Origin of the sequence: Mammaliicoccus sciuri, from assembly GCF_002901825.1 — a bacterium.
GTDB lineage: Bacteria > Bacillota > Bacilli > Staphylococcales > Staphylococcaceae > Mammaliicoccus > Mammaliicoccus sciuri.
Map to the genome: position 1 here is coordinate 251,012 of NZ_PPQD01000017.1, position 17,263 is coordinate 268,274.

General features: G+C 33.0%; 19 protein-coding genes. 14 read left to right on the forward strand and 5 right to left on the reverse strand.

The genetic code is table 11. The features are described from left to right. Positions 1-93: 93 nt before the first annotated feature. Together CD035_RS03665 and ptsP are read left to right on the forward strand one after the other, a co-directional pair. Complete coding sequence (locus CD035_RS03665; protein ID WP_016912884.1) at positions 94-360, forward strand: phosphocarrier protein HPr; 267 nt, start codon at positions 94-96, stop codon at positions 358-360. Then, entirely contained in the window at positions 360-2,072 is a 1,713-nt protein-coding gene (gene ptsP / locus CD035_RS03670; RefSeq protein WP_048542211.1) for a phosphoenolpyruvate--protein phosphotransferase, read from the forward strand. Before CD035_RS03665 ends, ptsP begins: the two co-directional genes overlap by 1 nt. Positions 2,073-2,151: 79 nt before the next feature. Here the strand turns inward: ptsP and CD035_RS03675 are convergent, their stop codons facing one another. Both CD035_RS03675 and CD035_RS03680 read right to left on the reverse strand, forming a co-directional pair. Further along, a complete protein-coding gene (locus tag CD035_RS03675) occupies positions 2,152-2,913 on the reverse strand; it encodes a metallophosphoesterase (protein ID WP_048542214.1) in 762 nt (253 codons plus the stop codon). After that, positions 2,913-3,143, reverse strand: a complete 231-nt coding sequence (locus tag CD035_RS03680) for a glutaredoxin family protein (RefSeq protein ID WP_048542216.1) — start codon at positions 3,141-3,143, stop codon at positions 2,913-2,915. Before CD035_RS03680 ends, CD035_RS03675 begins: the two co-directional genes overlap by 1 nt. A gap of 185 nt (positions 3,144-3,328) precedes the next feature. Here CD035_RS03680 and CD035_RS03685 point away from each other — a divergent pair, with 185 nt between their 5' ends. From CD035_RS03685 to CD035_RS03695, 3 genes are read left to right on the forward strand one after another with little or no spacing between them, the layout of a single operon-like run. Further along, complete coding sequence (locus CD035_RS03685) at positions 3,329-4,675, forward strand: cytochrome ubiquinol oxidase subunit I (protein ID WP_048542217.1); 1,347 nt, start codon at positions 3,329-3,331, stop codon at positions 4,673-4,675. After that, positions 4,675-5,691: a cytochrome d ubiquinol oxidase subunit II gene (locus CD035_RS03690; RefSeq protein ID WP_048542219.1), complete on the forward strand. Its 1,017-nt coding sequence runs from the start codon at positions 4,675-4,677 to the stop codon at positions 5,689-5,691. The genes CD035_RS03685 and CD035_RS03690 overlap by 1 nt, the downstream gene beginning before the upstream one ends. A 27-nt stretch (positions 5,692-5,718) precedes the next feature. Next, positions 5,719-6,381 carry a potassium channel family protein gene (locus CD035_RS03695; RefSeq protein ID WP_025905183.1) on the forward strand — a complete coding sequence of 221 codons (663 nt, stop codon included), beginning with the start codon at positions 5,719-5,721 and terminating at the stop codon, positions 6,379-6,381. A 43-nt stretch (positions 6,382-6,424) separates the two neighbouring features. Here the strand turns inward: CD035_RS03695 and rnjA are convergent, their stop codons facing one another. Together rnjA and CD035_RS03705 are read right to left on the reverse strand one after the other, a co-directional pair. Further along, positions 6,425-8,098, reverse strand: a complete 1,674-nt coding sequence (gene rnjA / locus CD035_RS03700) for a ribonuclease J1 (RefSeq protein ID WP_025905182.1) — start codon at positions 8,096-8,098, stop codon at positions 6,425-6,427. Continuing rightward, complete coding sequence (locus CD035_RS03705; protein WP_048542221.1) at positions 8,099-8,311, reverse strand: DNA-dependent RNA polymerase subunit epsilon; 213 nt, start codon at positions 8,309-8,311, stop codon at positions 8,099-8,101. 236 nt (positions 8,312-8,547) lie between these two features. On the opposite strand from CD035_RS03705, the gene CD035_RS03710 reads away from it, so the two are divergent. Both CD035_RS03710 and CD035_RS03715 read left to right on the forward strand, forming a co-directional pair. Beyond that, entirely contained in the window at positions 8,548-9,327 is a 780-nt protein-coding gene (locus CD035_RS03710) for a Cof-type HAD-IIB family hydrolase (protein WP_048542223.1), read from the forward strand. A 12-nt stretch (positions 9,328-9,339) separates the two neighbouring features. Further along, on the forward strand, positions 9,340-9,612 hold the full coding sequence (locus CD035_RS03715; RefSeq protein WP_025905179.1) for a hypothetical protein: 273 nt from the start codon (positions 9,340-9,342) through the stop codon (positions 9,610-9,612). Between the two features lie 333 nt (positions 9,613-9,945). Here CD035_RS03715 and def read toward each other — a convergent pair whose 3' ends face one another. Further along, the gene (gene def / locus CD035_RS03720; RefSeq protein WP_048542225.1) at positions 9,946-10,500 is read right to left on the reverse strand and encodes a peptide deformylase; all 555 of its coding nucleotides are present in this window, start codon (positions 10,498-10,500) and stop codon (positions 9,946-9,948) included. A gap of 121 nt (positions 10,501-10,621) precedes the next feature. Between def and CD035_RS03725 the strand changes: the two genes are divergently transcribed. The 7 genes from CD035_RS03725 to CD035_RS03755 all read left to right on the forward strand — a co-directional run bounded on the left by CD035_RS03725 (position 10,622) and on the right by CD035_RS03755 (position 17,256). Continuing rightward, positions 10,622-11,254, forward strand: coding sequence for a YkyA family protein (locus CD035_RS03725; RefSeq protein ID WP_048542228.1), 633 nt, complete (start codon positions 10,622-10,624; stop codon positions 11,252-11,254). 164 nt (positions 11,255-11,418) lie between these two features. Further along, on the forward strand, positions 11,419-12,531 hold the full coding sequence (pdhA, locus tag CD035_RS03730) for a pyruvate dehydrogenase (acetyl-transferring) E1 component subunit alpha (RefSeq protein WP_048542229.1): 1,113 nt from the start codon (positions 11,419-11,421) through the stop codon (positions 12,529-12,531). A gap of 3 nt (positions 12,532-12,534) precedes the next feature. Continuing rightward, positions 12,535-13,512 (forward strand): alpha-ketoacid dehydrogenase subunit beta, encoded by a 978-nt coding sequence (locus tag CD035_RS03735; RefSeq protein WP_048542233.1) that lies wholly within the window; start codon positions 12,535-12,537, stop codon positions 13,510-13,512. Positions 13,513-13,554: 42 nt separating this feature from the next. Then, positions 13,555-14,853 (forward strand): dihydrolipoamide acetyltransferase family protein, encoded by a 1,299-nt coding sequence (locus CD035_RS03740; protein ID WP_048542235.1) that lies wholly within the window; start codon positions 13,555-13,557, stop codon positions 14,851-14,853. Between the two features lie 2 nt (positions 14,854-14,855). Beyond that, positions 14,856-16,262 carry a dihydrolipoyl dehydrogenase gene (gene lpdA, locus CD035_RS03745; protein WP_048542237.1) on the forward strand — a complete coding sequence of 469 codons (1,407 nt, stop codon included), beginning with the start codon at positions 14,856-14,858 and terminating at the stop codon, positions 16,260-16,262. Positions 16,263-16,326: 64 nt separating this feature from the next. Continuing rightward, a complete protein-coding gene (locus tag CD035_RS03750; protein WP_048542241.1) occupies positions 16,327-16,599 on the forward strand; it encodes a UPF0223 family protein in 273 nt (90 codons plus the stop codon). A gap of 114 nt (positions 16,600-16,713) precedes the next feature. Continuing rightward, positions 16,714-17,256: a helix-turn-helix domain-containing protein gene (locus CD035_RS03755; protein ID WP_048542242.1), complete on the forward strand. Its 543-nt coding sequence runs from the start codon at positions 16,714-16,716 to the stop codon at positions 17,254-17,256. The last annotated feature ends 7 nt before the right edge of the window (positions 17,257-17,263 follow it).

Below are 17,263 nucleotides of genomic sequence, written 5' to 3' on the forward strand. Positions count from 1 at the left end.
GAATTGTAAGTGATTTTTTGATATTCTTTAATCGTATAGATAAAATTTGATTTTATACAAATTTAATATAGGTATCAGAAGGAGACAATAAAAATGGAACAAAATTCATACGTAATTATTGACGAAACGGGTATTCATGCTAGACCAGCAACAATGTTAGTTCAAACTGCATCTAAATTTGATTCAGATGTACAATTAGAATATAACGCTAAAAAAGTTAACTTAAAATCAATCATGGGTGTAATGAGCCTAGGTGTTGGTAAAGATGCTGAAATTACTATCTACGCTGAGGGTAGTGATGAGAAAGAAGCTATCGAAGCAATTACTGAAGTATTATCTAAAGAAGGATTAACTAAATAATGTCTGAAATATTAAAAGGTATAGCTGCATCTGATGGTGTGGCTATTAGTAAAGCATATTTATTAGTTGAACCTGACTTATCGTTTTCAAGCGAAAATATCAGCGATGTAGACGGCGAAGTTGAAAAGTTTAAAGCGGCTGTTAATCAATCAAAAGTTGAATTAACTCAAATTCGTAATAATGCTGAAAAACAACTTGGTGCAGATAAAGCTGCGATTTTTGATGCCCATTTATTAGTATTAGAAGATCCAGAATTATTAAATCCAATTGAAGAAAATATTCGCAATAACAAAGTAAATGCACCTACTGCATTAAATGAAGTATCAACAAACTTCATTACAATTTTTGAAAATATGGATAATGAATATATGAAAGAACGTGCAGCGGATATTCGCGATGTTTCTAAACGTATTTTGGCACATATTTTAGGTGTAGAATTACCAAACCCTAGTATGATCAATGAAAGCGTTATTATTGTAGGTGAAGATTTAACACCATCTGATACTGCGCAACTTAACAAAGAGTTTGTTAAAGGTTTTGCGACAAATATCGGTGGAAGAACTTCACACTCAGCAATAATGAGTCGTTCATTGGAAATTCCTGCTGTTGTAGGTACTAAAGATATTACAGATCGCGTAAACCATGGTGATAGTTTAATCATTGATGGTTTATCTGGTGATGTAATCATTAACCCAACAGATGACGAAGTTCAAGCATACGAACAAAAACAGAAAAACTTCTTAGCTGAAAAAGAAGAATTAGCTAAACTTGTTAATGATGAATCTGTTTCTAAAGATGGTGTTCATGTCGAATTAGCTGCGAATATTGGTACACCTAATGACTTAGAAGGTGTTAAAAATAACGGCGCAGAAGGTATCGGTTTATACCGTACTGAATTCTTATACATGGGTAGAGACAATATGCCTTCAGAAGAAGAACAATTTGAAGCATATAGCAAAGTTTTAAAAGAAATGGACGGCAAACGTGTTGTCGTTCGTACTTTAGACATAGGTGGAGATAAAGAATTATCTTATCTAAACTTACCTAAAGAAATGAACCCATTCTTAGGATATAGAGCGATTCGTTTATGTTTAGATCAAACTGAAATCTTTAGAACACAATTAAGAGCTTTATTACGCGCATCTGAATTTGGTAAGTTAAATATCATGTTCCCTATGATTGCAACTATTAAAGAATTTAGAGATGCTAAAGCAATCTTACTTGAGGAAAAAGAAAAATTAGTTTCTGAAGGTGTTAACGTTGCGGATGATATCGAAATCGGTATTATGGTAGAAATTCCATCTACTGCAGCACTTGCAGACATCTTTGCTAAAGAAGTTGATTTCTTCAGTATTGGTACGAATGATTTAATCCAATATACAATGGCTGCTGACCGTATGTCTGAGCGTGTTTCTTACTTATACCAACCATATAACCCTGCAATTCTTCGCTTAGTTAAGCAAGTAATTGAAGCTTCTCATAAAGAAGGTAAATGGACTGGTATGTGTGGAGAAATGGCTGGAGACAATACAGCAATTCCATTATTACTTGGATTAGGTTTAGATGAATTCTCTATGAGTGCGACAAGTATTCTAAAAGCTAGAAAACAAATCAAACAATTAGATCAAAAAGAAATGCAAGAATTAGCGAACAAAGCAATTAACTGTGCAACAGAAGAAGAAGTTGTAGAACTCGTTAATCAAATTCTTTAAAATTAAAAAACAGAGCGATTATCTCTTAACTTTAAGTGATAATCGCTCTGTTTTTATATGTTATGCTTTCTTTCAGACATTAATGAGATTTCAAGGTGAATATCGCAATTTCAGGTGAGCAAAAAATTCTAATAGGAAGTCTTGTCATGCCTATACCTTGATTAACGTAAAGAAATTGTCTAGTTCTAATTTGATACAAACCTTGTTTATATACTTTTCCATAAGTTGGTGTATAAATAGCGCCAATCTTAGGAAGTCGAACTTGACCACCATGAGTATGTCCAGAAAGTACTAAATGGATGTTTGGATCTAATAATTTAACTTTATCTGGTTCATGTACGAGTCCGATTCGAAAGTTTATATGACAATTTGGTACTTGGAATGAACTGCTAAAATTAGGCAGACCAAAACATAAATCGTCAATGCCATTAATCTGAATATTACCGTCAGGTGTGTTTACGACGTAAGAACTGTTTAACAAGACTTCAAAACCGGATTTATTCATGATATCTAATACTGTATGAATGCCGTTTGAACCGTAATCATGGTTGCCTGGAACAAAAAACTTTCCATATTTTGATTGAACTGTACGAAATAAAGGTATAACTAGATAAGGGTCAAAAGAAATTTGAGCAATATCATCAAAACAATCACCTGTGAAACAAACAATATCTGCTTCTTGCTCATTGATAAGACGTACAAGTTGATATAAATTTTCTAAATTAGAATAATAACCTAAATGCAAATCTGTTATATGAATAAGTTTCAGATTTGATTTTAGGTTTGTATCAATAGAATGTTTGGTGATTTTAATTTTAGAACTTGGAAATTGAATCTTCATTAATGAATGCCCAATGCTTTATTAAAAGATTCTATATCAACTTGATAAAAAACTTTTCCATTAATGAGAACAGTAGGTGTTGAAAAACTGTCTAGATCGATAAGTTCATTTTTAAACTGTTTGTTTTTTATATTTTTTTCTGTAAATGGAATTTCTTTTTCAGTAAAATATTGTTTTACAAATTGGCAAGGAGGACATTGGTCTTGTGTATAAATTGTAACTTCACTCATAGCTTTCACCTCAACTTTATATAGACATATTATAAATGATTTTTTAAAGCGTTCAACGATTAAGTCCTATTTTGCCATTAATTTGTCATTACTTTGTAAATGTTAAACATTTCACAAATGATTAAAGTGTTGTATAATAAGATTAAATTGTGATGTATATCACAAACGTTGAATGGAGGAATATTATGGATGCAGTAGTTATAAGTCGTTTACTAACTGCTATGACATTGGGGTTCCATATCATTTTTGCAACAATTGGTGTGGGTATCCCATTAATGTTTGCAATTGCTGAATTCATAGGTATTAAGAACAATAATCCTATGTATATTGCGATGGCAAAACGTTGGTCTAAAGGTTATACGATTACTGTAGCGGTCGGAGTAGTTACGGGAACAATTATTGGTCTACAATTATCATTATTGTGGCCATCATTTATGCAATTAGGTGGTCAAGTTATTGCACTACCATTATTTATGGAAACATTCGCCTTTTTCTTTGAGGCTATTTTCTTAAGTATTTATTTATATACGTGGGATAGATTCAAAGGTAAATGGACGCACTTTTTAATTACGTTACCAGTCATTATTGGTGGTACATTTTCAGCGTTCTTTATAACATCTGTGAATTCTTTCATGAATACGCCAAATGGATTCGATTTTATCAATGGAAAATTGATGAATATTGATCCAGTTGCAGCGATGTTTAATGCATCATTCGGTATTAGATCATTTCACGTTGTATCGACTGCGTTTATGACAGCTGCATTTATTTTAGCAAGTATAGCAGCATATCGTTTAATTAAGAATAAATTTATAGACGATAAAGAATATCATAAAAAAGCACTCAAACTTACGATGACAGTCGGTTTAATTGCGAGTTTACTTGCGATGTTAGCAGGAGATTTATCAGCTAAGTTCTTACATCAAGAACAACCTGAAAAATTAGCAGCTATGGAATGGCATTTTGAAAGTGAATCAAAAGCAGACCTTGTATTATTTGGGGTAGTAGATGAAGATAAACAAGAAGTAAAAGGTGCTATTAAAATACCTGGCGCTTTAAGTTTCTTATCTGATAGTAATTTTAATACTGAAGTTAAAGGATTAAACGAATTTAAGAGTGATGAAACACCACCACTTATCATTCACTATTTCTTTGATTTGATGGTATTCTTTGGTGTTTATTGTTTTGTCGTTTCAGCTTTATTTATTGTATTAAAATGGGTGAAAAAATGGTCACAATATAGTAAACCAATCTTATATTTAGCAGTATTAACCGGACCACTTGCAATGCTTGCAATTGAATTTGGTTGGTTCTTAGCCGAGATGGGTAGACAACCTTGGATATTAAGAGGTTACTTAAAAGTTGCACAAGCTGCAACAAATGCTGACGGACTAGCACTCGTATTCATTGCATTTGCAATACTTTATTTAGTTCTTGGTATTTCATCAAGTTATGTACTTATTAGAATGTTTAGTCACAGTAAAGCGACTGATGATGTAAACAAAATAATAGACAGAAAGGGTGAAGTATAATGGATTATCAACATATAGGTATTACAGTGCTTTGGCTCTTTCTGTTTGGTTACATTATTATTGGTGCGATTGACTTTGGTGCAGGATTCTTCGCATTTCACGCGAAATTAACGAAACAGGATCATATTATCAATAACTTAATTTCTAGATATTTAAACCCTGTTTGGGAAGTAACAAACGTATTCTTCGTATTCTTTTTTGTAGGAATAGTTGGATTCTTCCCAGATTCTGCTTATTATTTCGGGTCAACATTATTAATACCTGGAAGTATTGCATTAATTCTACTGACCATTCGTGGTAGTTTTTATGCATTTGAAAACTATGGACAAGATAGTAAGTTATCGTGGTTATTCTTATATGGTGGAACAGGTTTATTGATTCCAGCATCATTATCAACAATTTTAACAATTGCTGAAGGTGGCTATATAAAAGAAACAAGTGATGGTGTTCACCTACAATGGGTTGATTTATTATTAAGTCCATATGCATGGGCAGTCGTATTTTTAGCAATTATTTCTGTGTTATATATTTCATCAGGATTTTTAACATTTTATGCAAACAAAGCTAAAGATTCTGAAGCATATCATTTATTGAGACAGTGGTTCCTTATATGGGCAATTCCAATGATCATCATTTGTCAGTTCGTTTTCTTATCTTTAAGACAACATAATGAAACGCATTTTAATAATGCAGTCGGCAGTTATTGGTGGTTATTCGGTTTAAGTATTATATTCTTTCTCATTGCTGTTGGATTAATATACTTTAAAAAAGCACATGGTGTTGCTTTTATTATGATATTATTACAATTCGGTACAGCGTTCTTTGGATATGGTGTAAGTAAATTACCATATATATTAGATCCGTTTATTAATATTGATAAAGCAGTTGTGAACGATCAAATGGCATTAATGCTTGTAATCGTATTTATTTTAGGTTTACTTTTACTCGTGCCATCGCTTATATTATTATTAAGATTATTTATCTTTGATGCTGATTACGTTAAAGGTAAAAAATAAGATTATTAAAAAGTATGGAGGCATATCATGAGTAGGGAGTATGTAGTTATAGGTTTAGGCCGATTTGGCGGAAGTATTGTAAGAGAGCTCAATGCTTTAGATATGGATGTAATGGCCATTGATGCAGATGAAGCAAGAGTGAATGAGTTCAGTGATATCGCCACACATGCGGTGATTGCAGATACAACAGATGAAGCGGTCATGAAAAGTTTAGGTATACGTAATTTCGATCATGTAATTGTTGCAATAGGTGAGAATATACAAGCGAGTACATTAACAACCTTAATTCTTAAAGAATTAGGTGTTAAAAAAGTTACCGCTAAAGCTCAAAACGATTATCACGCTAAAATTCTCAATAAAATAGGTGCGGATACTGTTGTCCATCCAGAAAGAGATATGGGTCGTCGTATCGCACATAATGTTGCTAGCGCATCTGTACTAGACTACTTAGAACTCTCTGATGAGTATTCAATTGTAGAAATTAAAGCAGGGGAAAGACTTGCTGGTAGTTCTATATTAGAATTGGATGTACGTGCAAATTACGGTATAAATATCATTGCTGTTAAAAGAGGTAAAGATATCATCGTAGCACCAGATCCAAATGAAAATATTGAATTTCATGATATATTAATCGTGATAGGTCATGACAATGATTTAAATAGATTTGAGAAGAAACTTGTAAATGAGTAAAAAAACACCCGTAATTTTTAGAAATTACGGGTGTTTTTATGTTTTATTTAATTTTCATGATAATTGGTAAAATCATTGGTTTACGAGCTGTTTTTTCGTATAAATAAGGTTGTAAAGCTTCAGTAATTGTAGATTTAACGTGATGCCATTCTACTTTATCATTATTGTTTAGCTTTTCAATAACAGCTTTTTTGATTAATCGTTGTGCATCGTAAATTAAATGACCTGATTCTCTCATATATACAAATCCTCTAGAGATGATGTCTGGACCTGAGAGTAGTTGTTTCGTTTTGAAATCTATACTTACAACAACTATTACAAGACCTTCTTCTGAAAGGACTTTACGGTCTTTAATTACGACATTACCGATATCTCCAATTCCGCTACCATCAACAAATACATTTCCTGATGGAATACGGCCAGCATATCTTGCAGAATCTTTAGTAAGTGCGAGCACATCACCAATTTCATATACGAATATATTATCTGGATCTACACCACAGTTTACACCAGTTTCACTATGTTTCTTAAGCATTCTATATTCACCATGAATTGGCATAAAGTATTTAGGCTTAATTAAACGTAACATTAATTTTTGTTCATCTTGTGAACCGTGACCTGAAGTATGAATGTTTGATAATTTACCGTGAATAACATCAGCACCAGCTTTGTATAAAGCGTTGATTGTTCTATTTACACTCTTCGTGTTACCTGGAATAGGTGATGAACTGAATACAACTGTATCATCTGGAATAATGCTGATTTGTCTATGTGTACCATTAGCAATTCTTGATAATGCTGCCATTGGTTCACCTTGAGAACCTGTACATAAAATAAGAATTTCATGTTTTGGAACGGTATTAATTTTGTTTGGTTCAATAAATGTTTCAGGTGGTACTTTAATATAACCCAATTCTGTACCAATTTTAATATTGTTCTCCATTGAACGACCGAAGACAACAATTTTACGATTGTATTTAACGGCTGCTTCAACAGCTTGTTGAACTCTATAAATATTAGAAGCAAATGTTGCAAAAATAATTCTACCTGAACACTTACGGAAAATCTCATCTACGTTTTGTCCAACTTCCTTTTCACTTAATGTAAAGTTAGGAACTTCGGAATTTGTAGAGTCTGATAACAAACATAATACGCCTTCTTCACCAAGTTGAGCCATTTTGGCAATATTTGCAGGTTTACCAACAGGTGTGAAATCAAATTTAAAGTCACCTGTATGAACAATTTTACCTTCTGGTGTATCTGCAATAATCCCGTATGCTTCTGGAATACTATGAGTTGTTAAATAAAATGAAATCTTGAAATGTTTAAATTCAAATACTGAATCTTCATCAATTTCATTTAATTGAGCAGTCTTCAATAAATTATGTTCTTCCAATTTATTTCTAATAAGACCTAAAGCAAGTGGTCCACTATAAATCGGAACATTCATTTGTTTTAATAAAAATGGGACACCACCGATATGGTCTTCGTGTCCATGAGTGATAAATAAAGCTTTCACTTTATGTTTATTTTGAATTAAGTACGTATAATCTGGTATCACGTAATCGATACCAAGAAGATCGTCATCAGGGAATTTAATACCTGCATCAATGACAATGATTTCATCTTGATATTCGAGGGCGTACGTGTTTTTACCAATTTCACCGAGACCACCCAGTGCGTATACGCCTACTTCATTTTTTTGTAAAGGCTTCATTTAGATTGTCTCCACATTAAAGTGATCAGATTTCTTTTCATATTCTAAATGAGCGCCCTCTAATTTTTGGACAAATTCGATATTGTAATTACGGTCAGATAAATATCTTCTTACTTGTTCTTCAGTTTGTCCTTCGAAATATTTTGTTTGTGTACTTTCACGTACGATTACTTCACTTTTGTCTTCTTGAAAAAATACTTTAAATACTGCCATATATATAAATCCTCCTAGGTTAATTAACATAAATAAAGCCCTAGTTTTTAAGTCTAGGGTTTGTCAATTTCAAAATTTGATTCCCGTACATTTTTAAAAGTAATTATATGAAAATATATAAATACCTTTTTAATAAGTTCATTTTACATGAAAATTAGAGATAAATAAAGATATTTAACTAAATCTTTCATATATATTGATTATCAACTAGAATAGAGACAAGGAGGCGATGAAAGTTGAATAAGAAATTAATATTTTTTGATATAGATGGTACAATCTATGATGAAAACAAAGAAATTCCAGAATCAACTATTGATGCGATAAAAAAATTAAAAGAAGCTGGCCATATCGTCGCAATTGCAACAGGTAGAGCACCGTATATGTTTAAAGAAGTTATTAGAGAAACAGGTATTGATACTTTTGTTTCGCTAAACGGACAAATTGTTGTAAATAATGGAGAAATTATTAGTAAATATCCATTAAATAAAGAGGAACTTACCAGTATAGTAGACAAAGCACACGCGAATAATCATCCACTAGTATTCTTCGGCGAAACAGCAGTGTATGCAAATGTAGAAAGTGATAACGACATTTCTGAAAGTCTTGGAACATTAAAGATGGATTATCCAGAATATCACAATACATATTATCTTGATTACCCAGTTTATCAAGCACTTATTTTCCATGCTGACGATGAAGATGACAAGTACGATAATCAATTCAATGCGTTGAAATTCTATAGATGGCATCCACTAAGTAGAGATGTAGTGCCAAATGATCGTTCTAAAGCAGAAGGCATAAAAGAACTCAGTGATAAATTAGGATTCCCATTAAGCGAAGTAGTTGCATTCGGTGATGGACCAAATGATGTAGAAATGATTACTGAAGTAGGGTGTGGTGTAGCAATGGGTAATGCCGTTGACGCACTAAAAGAAGTTTGTGATTTTGAAACGAAACATGTAAGTGAAAATGGTATATACTATGCATGTATAGAATTAGGATTGATAGATGAATAGGATGTGAATTTTATGGATAAGGTTGAACGCATCATCAAAACAATCGATGCAGAAAAAAATAGATCTGACAAACAATTTAAAGGAATAGAATTTAATATTCGAAAAAATGAAGTTGTTATGATCTATAACTATGATGAAATGATTAATAACGTTAAACAAGATCCACATTACATTCGACATAACAAAGATCCAGAATGGTTAAGTTTGGATGAATTAACCGCTATTCAAAAAGCACTAAAAGAAAAAAACATTCATTTCATCGAACGAAGAGATGAATTTATGTAATGAATAAATTCATGAGACAGAAGAACAGTAATCTACAATTGGAAGATTGAGATTACTGTTTTTTATTGATAAAATAGAAATCATCGGGTGTGTAAGTTAGGGACATAATTCTGAGAAGTGTCCGTAAGAGGTGCAGTTAGGGACATAATTCCGAGAAGTGTCCGTAAGAGGTGCAGTTAGGGACATAATTCCGAGAAATGTCCGTAAGTGAGCAGTTTCTAATTACCACAATTCAGAATAATGACATTAAAAAGAGCGAATACCAACTGAATGGTATTCGCTCTTTTATCATCATACTTATTTAATTAATTTCTACTGCATCATCATACTTATTTAATTAATTTCTACTGCATCATCAAGTGGTTTGAATGGATCTTCTTCGTTAATATAGTCATAGAACATGATGCCATTTAAATGATCGATTTCATGTTGCAATACGATTGCTGGATATCCTTTGAATCTTTTCTTAAATGGATTTCCTTCTATATCATATGCTTGAATCGTTACTTTATAATTACGATGTACGAGTCCTGGTTTTGATTCATCTACACTTAAGCATCCTTCGCCACCATTTAAATATGCTTTTTGTACACTATGGCTTACGATTTTAGGATTGATAAGTTGAAGTTCGATTTGGTTTCCTTTTCCGTCATCTTGAATATATACTGCTAACATTTTTTTAGAAACATTGATTTGTGGAGCGGCAAGGCCTACGCCAGAACGTAATTTGTATTTTTTAGCAAGTTCTTCATTTTGAGAATTCTTTAGGAATTCCATCATTTCATTTAATGTTTCTTTATCTTCAGTCGATATTGGTAATTCTACTTCTTCGGCTCTCTTTCTAAGTGTTTCGTGGCCGTCACGAATAATATTTTCCATCGTTATCATTTACATGCACCTTCCTCATATAAAATATTATCAAAAACTGGTCATTTTTACATCTATTATTAATTGTATAAATAAAAAAAACAGAGTAACATATTGATAGGATTAAAAGGAGGAATTACGAATGATTGGCAAGAAATTTGTGACATTAACATTAGCGACTTCATTAATTTTAACAGCATGTGGTCAATCTAAAGAATCACTTGAATCTTTTTATAACAAAGTTGAAAAAGCAAATAAAGAAGAAAAAGTTATTGTTGATTTAAATGAGAAAATGACTAAGGCAGAAAAAGACAAAGTTAAAAAAATCGAAGCATTAAATAAAGCTAAAAATGATGACTTTAAAACAAAAGCGCAAGAATTAACTGACGGCATTAAAGATAGAGAAGAAATCGTAAAAGATGAAACGTCAGCAATGAAGAAGTCTAAAGATATTTATGAAACGTCTAAAAAGGACTATAAAAATATAGAAGATGAAGAACAATTAAAAGAAGCTAAAGAATTAAAGAATGCATTAGACGAAAAGTATAAGTTACATAACGAAGTGATGGATGCATATAAAGAGGTATTAAAAACGGAAAAAGATTTATTTAGTTATTTATCAAAAGACAATGCTACGCAAAAAGGTGCAAATGATCGTTCTTCTAAATTGACAGAAGTTAATAAAAAGACTGAAAAAGTTGTAACAGATTATCAAAATACTTTAAGAAAAGTCCAACAAGAAAAGAAAGATGTTTCAGCTATTTTAGATAAATAATTTGTATTAGTACAGCTAATATTATGTTTTAGTACAGTTATATAAAAACCTTTAATTAGTGGGGTTTTTAAGATGTTAGTATTTTTTATTTAACAGTAAAACAGTTTTGTGTTAGAATGATTAAGAAATGATTATTTAATATAGGGAAAGGTATGGTGAATTGAATGGCTCCGAGAAAAAAAGCCCAATTCGATGCAGTAGCGACTTTAAATGAAATAGAGTCTAAGTTTGAAATGGTTCAAGTTTTAGATGAAGAAGGAAATGTCGTAAATAGTGACTTGTTACCGGACTTATCTGACGAAGAACTTGTTGAATTAATGGAAAGAATGGTTTGGACTCGTGTTCTTGATCAACGTTCTATTTCATTAAATAGACAAGGACGTCTAGGTTTCTATGCACCAACAGCTGGACAAGAAGCTTCACAATTAGCTTCACATTATGCGTTAGAGAAAGAAGACTATGTATTACCTGGTTACCGTGATGTGCCACAATTAATTTGGCATGGTTTACCATTAACAAAAGCTTTCTTATTCTCACGTGGACACTTTATTGGAAATCAATTTCCAGAAGGTGTTAATGCTTTAAGTCCACAAATTATTATTGGTGCACAGTTTATCCAAACAGCTGGTGTAGCATTAGGTCTTAAAAAACGTGGTAAGAAAAATGTTGCAATTACTTACACTGGTGATGGCGGTTCTTCACAAGGTGACTTCTATGAAGGTATCAACTTTGCTTCTGCTTACAAAGCACCTGCAATTTTCGTTATCCAAAATAACAACTATGCGATTTCAACACCTCGTGACAAACAAACGGCTGCTAAAACTTTAGCTCAAAAATCAGTAGCAGTTGGTATTCCAGGTGTATTAGTAGATGGAATGGATGCATTAGCAGTATATGCAGTAACTAAACAAGCGCGTGAACGTGCAGTAAATGGTGAAGGTCCATCATTAATCGAAACATTAACTTACCGTTACGGTCCACATACAATGGCTGGTGATGATCCAACTCGTTATAGAACTTCTGATGAAGATTCTGATTGGGAAAAGAAAGATCCATTAGTACGTTTCAGAAAATATCTTGAAGCGAAAAACTTATGGTCTGAAGAAAAAGAAAACGAAGTAATGGAAAAAGCTAAAGAAGAAATTAAAACAGCTATCAAAGAGGCAGATAATACGCCTAAACAAAAAGTTACAGACTTAATGGAAAACATGTATGAAGAAATGCCTCACAATTTAGCTGAACAATATGAAATTTACAAAGAGAAGGAGTCGAAATAAGTCATGGCACAAATGACAATGATTCAAGCGATTAACAATGCGCTTCAAAACGAATTAAAAAGAGACGAAGATGTTCTATTATTCGGTGAAGACGTTGGTGTAAACGGCGGTGTATTCCGTGCAACAGAAGGTTTACAAAAAGAATTCGGTGAAGATCGTGTATTTGATACACCTCTAGCTGAATCAGGTATTGGTGGTCTAGCTTTAGGTTTAACGCTTGAAGGTTACCGTCCTGTCATGGAAATCCAATTCTTTGGTTTCGTATTTGAAGTTATGGACTCAATTGCTGGTCAAATAGCTCGTCACCGTTTCCGTTCAGGCAACTCAAAAGTGGCTCCAATCACAATCCGTGCGCCATTTGGTGGTGGTGTTCATACACCAGAATTACACGCAGACAACTTAGAAGGTTTAGTAGCACAATCTCCTGGTTTGAAAGTTGTTATTCCTTCAAACCCATACGATGCTAAAGGACTATTAATTTCTGCAATCCGCAGTAATGACCCAGTTGTTTATTTAGAACACATGAAGTTATACCGTTCATTCCGTGAAGAGGTACCTGAAGAAGAGTACGAAGTAGAAATCGGTAAAGCTAAAGTTAAACGTGAAGGTACAGATTTAACAATCATTACTTATGGTGCAATGGTTCAAGAATCATTAAAAGCTGCTGAAGATTTAGAAAAAGATGGTTATTCAGTTGAAGTTATTGACTTAATCACTGTTCAACCATTAGATGTTGAAACAATTGTTAAATCAGTAGAAAAAACAAACCGTGTAATCGTAGTTCAAGAAGCTCAAAAACAAGCAGGCGTTGGCGCAAGTGTTGTAGCTGAAATCTCTGAAAGAGCTGTTCTTTCATTAGAAGCTCCTATTGCACGTGTAGCAGCTGCTGACACTATTTATCCATTCACACAAGCAGAAGGTGTTTGGTTACCAAACAAAAAAGATATCGTAGCGCAAGCTAAAGAAACATTAGAGTTTTAATGCGCATTAAAATACGGATTTAATATTTAGGAGGAAAAAATCGTGTCATTCGAATTTAAATTACCAGATATCGGTGAAGGTATCCACGAAGGTGAAATTGTAAAATGGTTTGTTAAAGCAGGAGACGAAATTCAAGAAGACGATGTATTATGTGAAGTACAAAATGATAAATCTGTCGTTGAAATTCCATCACCTGTTGCAGGTAAAATTGAAGAAGTTATGGTTGAAGAAGGTACAGTATCTGTTGTTGGTGATACAATTGTTAAAATTGATGCACCAGACGCAGAAGGCTTACAATTCAAAGGTCATGACGACGATGAAGAAGAAACTAAAGAAGAAACTAAAGAAGAAGCACCAGCTGAAGAAGCTAAAGAAGAAGCAACTACTGAAACTCAATCAGAAAATGTTGATGAGTCTAAACGTGTAATTGCTATGCCTTCAGTTCGTAAATTTGCTCGTGATAACGATGTAAATATTAAAGCTGTTTCAGGTTCAGGTAAAAATGGCCGTATCTTAAAAGAAGACGTTGAAGCATACTTAAATGGTGGTGCTACTTCAGAGCAACCAGCAAAAGAAGAAGCTCAAACTACATCTGAAGATACACAAGCAGTACAATCTCCACAAGTACCAGAAGGAGAATTCCCTGAAACTCGTGAGAAAATACCAGCTATGCGTAAGGCAATTGCTAAAGCAATGGTTAACTCTAAGCATACTGCACCTCACGTAACATTAATGGATGAAATTGATGTTCAAGAATTATGGGATCACCGTAAAAAATTCAAAGAAGTTGCTGCTGAGCAAGGTACTAAATTAACATTCTTACCATATGTTGTTAAAGCATTAGTATCCGCACTTAAGAAATACCCAGCATTAAATACTGAATTTGATGAAGAAAATGGTGAAATTGTTCATAAACATTACTATAATATAGGTATAGCTGCGGATACTGATCGTGGTTTATTAGTACCAGTAGTCAAAAATGCAGATCACAAATCAATGTTCGAAATTTCTGATGAAATTAACGAATTAGCTGTTAAAGCACGTGATGGTAAACTACAAGCTAACGAAATGAAAGGCGCAACATGTACGATAAGTAATATCGGTTCAGCAGGTGGACAATGGTTTACACCAGTAATCAACCATCCTGAAGTTGCTATTTTAGGTATCGGTCGTATTGCTCAAAAACCTATCGTTAAAGATGGAGAAATTATTGCTGCACCTGTATTATCACTATCATTAAGTTTCGACCATAGACAAATTGATGGTGCTACTGGACAAAACGCAATGAACCATATTAAGAGATTATTAAATAATCCAGAATTATTATTAATGGAGGGGTAAAAATGGTAGTTGGAGATTTTCCTATTGAAACAGATACTATTGTAATTGGAGCAGGTCCTGGTGGATATGTTGCAGCAATTCGTGCAGCACAATTAGGACAAAAAGTAACAATCGTTGAAAAAGGCGAATTAGGTGGTGTATGTTTAAACGTTGGTTGTATCCCATCTAAAGCTTTATTATCAGCATCACACCGTTTCCACAATGCTCAACATTCAGAAGATATGGGTGTTGTAGCTGAGAAAGTAGCATTAAACTTCGAAAAAGTTCAAGAGTTCAAAAATGGCGTAGTTAAAAAATTAACAGGCGGCGTAGCTGGACTAATGAAAGGTAACAAAATCGATGTTGTTAAGGGAGAAGCATACTTTGTAGATGAAAATAACTTAAAAGTTATGACTGAAAAAGCATCTCAAACTTATACTTTCAAAAATGCAATTATCGCAACTGGTTCACGACCAATTGAAATTCCTAATTTCAAATTTGGTAAACGTGTCATTGATTCTACAGGTGCATTAGCACTTCAAGAAGTTCCTAAAAAATTAGTAGTAGTAGGTGGCGGATACATTGGTTCTGAGCTAGGTACTGCATATGCTAACTTTGGTTCTGAAGTAACAATTCTTGAAGGTGCTAAAGACATTTTAGGTGGATTTGAAAAGCAAATGACTCAAATCGTTAAAAAAGGTCTTAAAGCTAAAGGTGTAGAAATCGTTACAGAAGCGATGGCTAAATCAGCTGAAGAAACTGACAACGGCGTTAAAGTTACTTATGAAGCTGGCGGAGAAACAAAAGAAATCGATGCAGACTATGTATTAGTTACAGTAGGACGTCGACCAAATACTGATGAATTAGGTCTTGAAGAATTAGGTCTAAAAATGTCAGATCGTGGTTTAGTTGAAGTTGACGAACAAAGCCGTAGTTCAATCAGCAATATCTATGCAATCGGTGATATTGTTGCTGGACCTCCACTTGCTCATAAAGCAAGTTACGAAGCTAAAGTAGCTGCTGAAGCAATTTCTGGTGAAAAATCAGCTGTAGATTACTTAGGTATTCCGGCAGTATGTTTCACTGAACCAGAATTAGCAACAGTAGGTTACACTGAAGCTAGCGCTAAAGAAGAAGGTTTAGAAATTAAAGCTGCTAAGTTCCCATTTGCTGCAAATGGTCGTGCATTAGCATTAAATGAAACTGCTGGTTTCGTTAAACTTATCGCTTTAAAAGAAAATGGTCTTCTAATTGGTGCACAAGTTGCTGGTACAGGCGCTTCAGATATCATTGCTGAATTAGGTTTAGCAATTGAAACAGGTATGACTGCTGAAGACGTATCATTAACAATTCATGCTCACCCAACATTAGGTGAAATTTCTATGGAAGCTGCAGAAGTAGCATTAGGAACACCTATCCATACAATGTAATCATAAAAATATAAGGCTGAGACATATTTATGTCCCAGCCTTTTTTTGTAAAGGAGTAGAAAATATGGAGTATAGTTATCCAATAGATGTGGATTGGTCGCAAGAAGAAATTCTTGAAGTGATGGCATTTTATAATCTTATAGAAGATGCATATGAAAGTGAAGCAAATGTAGAAGAATTAGATAAAGCTTATAAAAACTTTAAGAAAATTATTCCTGGTAAATCTGATGAGAATAATTTTTATAAAGCTTTCAAAGATGAGAGTGGCTATGATGGCTATAAAGTTGTTAAAGCTTTAAAAGAGAATAAAGAAGCGACAACGATTTCAGTTAAATAATATTATAAAATCCCCCAAAAAAGTGTTGAACTATAAAATGATTTCTGTTATTTTATTAAAGGTACTAAACTTAATGTTTAGTAAAAGTAAACATTACACTTTCTTGGGGGATTTATGAATATAGGAGAAAAACTTAAAAATTTAAGGTATCAAAAGAACCTAACACAAGAAGAACTTGGAGAGCGTACAGATTTATCTAAAGGGTATATTTCGCAATTAGAAAGAAATTTATCTTCACCATCTATGGAAACATTTTTGAATATTTTAGATGTATTAGGGGTTGAGCCTAGTGAGTTTTTTAATGAGAAATTGTATCAAGCCCGTATACATTATCCTGAACAAGAACACACGATATATGATGAATATGATTTAGGTTACAAAATCAAATGGCTCGTTCCAGATTCAAATGAATTTGAAATGGAACCTGTTATTATCACTTTAAAAAGTGGATCTAAATATAAAGCATTTAGCCCATCAAATTCTGAAACATTTGCATATGTAAAAAAAGGATTCATAACTTTAAATATAGGGAATCAAACATATACTGCTAAAAGTGGAGAATGTTTTTATTTTAAAGCGCATGAAACGCATCAGTTTTTAAATCAATCTAACAAAGATGCTGAAGTATTAATCGTAGCTACAGAATCGTATTTATAGGAGGTAA